We start from the raw sequence: 1,776 nt of genomic DNA, 5'->3' as shown, positions 1-1,776 counted from the left end.
TGGCTGCGCTTCAAGCGCAACCGGCTGGGCTACTGGAGCCTGGTGATCTTCTGCCTGCTGGTTGGCTTGAGTCTGATGGCCGAGCTGATCAGCAACGACCGGCCGCTGCTGGTGCGCTACCAGGGTGAAACCTATTTTCCGATGGTCAGAGACTATTCCGAGAAGACCTTTGGCGGCGACTTCGATACCGCTACCGATTACCTCGACCCCTTCATCCGCGAGCGATTGAATCAGGGCGGCAACTGGGCGCTGTTCGCACCCAACCCCTATGGTGCCAAAACGCTCAATTATTTTGCCAAGGCACCCAACCCATCTGCACCCACTGCGGACAACTGGCTGGGCACCGATGACCGTGGCCGCGACCTGCTGGCGCAACTGATCTATGGCTTTCGGGTGAGTGTGCTGTTTGCGCTGGCGTTGACCTTCACCGGCACCTTGCTGGGCATCCTGACCGGGGCGATCCAGGGATTTTTTGGCGGCAAGACCGACCTGGCGTTTCAGCGCTTCATTGAAATCTGGGGTGCCATGCCCGAGTTGTACCTGCTGATTATTTTCAGCGCCGTGTTTGCGCCCAGTCTGGCGCTGCTGCTGATTTTGCTGAGTCTGTTTGGCTGGATGGGTTTGTCGGACTATGTGCGCGCCGAATTCTTGCGCAACCGGCAGCTTGATTATGTGCGCGCCGCGCGTTCGCTGGGCGTGAGCAACTGGCACATCATCACGCGCCATTTGTTGCCCAACAGCATGACGCCGGTGGTGACGTTTCTGCCGTTTCGCATGAGTGGCGCCATTCTGGCCTTGACCTCGCTGGACTTTCTGGGCCTGGGGGTGCCGCCCGGCACGCCGTCGCTGGGCGAATTGTTGTCGCAAGGCAAAAACAACATCGACGCCTGGTGGATTTCACTGGCCACCTTTGCCGTGCTGGTGGTCACTTTGCTGCTGCTCACATTCATGGGCGACGCGCTGCGCGACGCGCTCGACCCGCGCAAGGCGGATGCCGCATGAATCCAAACCCCTTGCTCGACGTGCGCGGCCTGTCGGTTTCGTTTGCCGGCAATGAGGTCGTGCATGGCATTGATTTTTCAATCGTGCCCGGCGAGAGGGTCGCCTTGGTGGGCGAATCAGGATCGGGTAAAACCGTTTCGGCCCTGAGCCTGCTGCGCCTGGTGGCCAACGCCAGGATGTGTGGCCAGGCTGCATTCGACGGGCAGGATTTGCTCGCCATGCCTGAAGCCGAGCTGCGCGGAGTGCGTGGCCGCGACATCGCCATGATTTTCCAGGAGCCGATGTCGGCACTCAACCCCTTGATGACCGTGGGTGACCAGATTGCCGAAGTACTGATGCTCAAGACCGGACTGGTCAAGGCGCAGGCGGCGCAAAGAGTGATTGAATTGCTCGCCGAAACGGGCATTGCCGAGCCAGCGCGGCGCGCCCGGGCTTTTCCGCATCAGCTCAGCGGCGGCCAGCGCCAGCGCGCCATGATCGCCATGGCGCTGGCCTGCCAACCCAAATTGTTGCTGGCTGATGAGCCCACCACGGCGCTCGATGTGAGCCTGCGCGGCCAGATTCTGGACTTGCTCACCAGCCTGCAGCAAAGTCATGGCATGGCGGTGCTGCTGATCACCCACGACCTGAACCTGGTGCGGCGCTTTGCCGAGCGTGTCATCGTCATGGAAAACGGCTGGATTGTTGAGCAAGGCCCCACCGCCGAGGTATTTGCGCAGCCAAAGCATGCCTACACCCAGCGCCTGATTGCCAGCAAACCGGTGCGTGACGTGG

At 61.0% G+C, this 1,776-nt stretch carries 2 protein-coding genes; both read left to right on the top strand.

Going from position 1 to position 1,776, the window contains the following annotated elements:
- On the top strand, window positions 1-1,002 hold a 1,002-nt coding region (locus IBX54_RS14900; RefSeq protein ID WP_296543431.1), incomplete at its 5' end, for an ABC transporter permease.
- On the top strand, window positions 999-1,776 hold a 778-nt coding region (locus IBX54_RS14895), incomplete at its 3' end, for an ATP-binding cassette domain-containing protein (RefSeq protein WP_296543430.1). The genes IBX54_RS14900 and IBX54_RS14895, both read left to right, overlap by 4 nt.

The organism is Rhodoferax sp. (genome assembly GCF_014859475.1).
In the GTDB taxonomy this organism is placed as follows: domain Bacteria; phylum Pseudomonadota; class Gammaproteobacteria; order Burkholderiales; family Burkholderiaceae_C; genus Rhodoferax.
The sequence above is the reverse complement of the archived record's forward strand: the minus strand, read 5'-3'. Positions and strand labels throughout refer to the sequence as shown.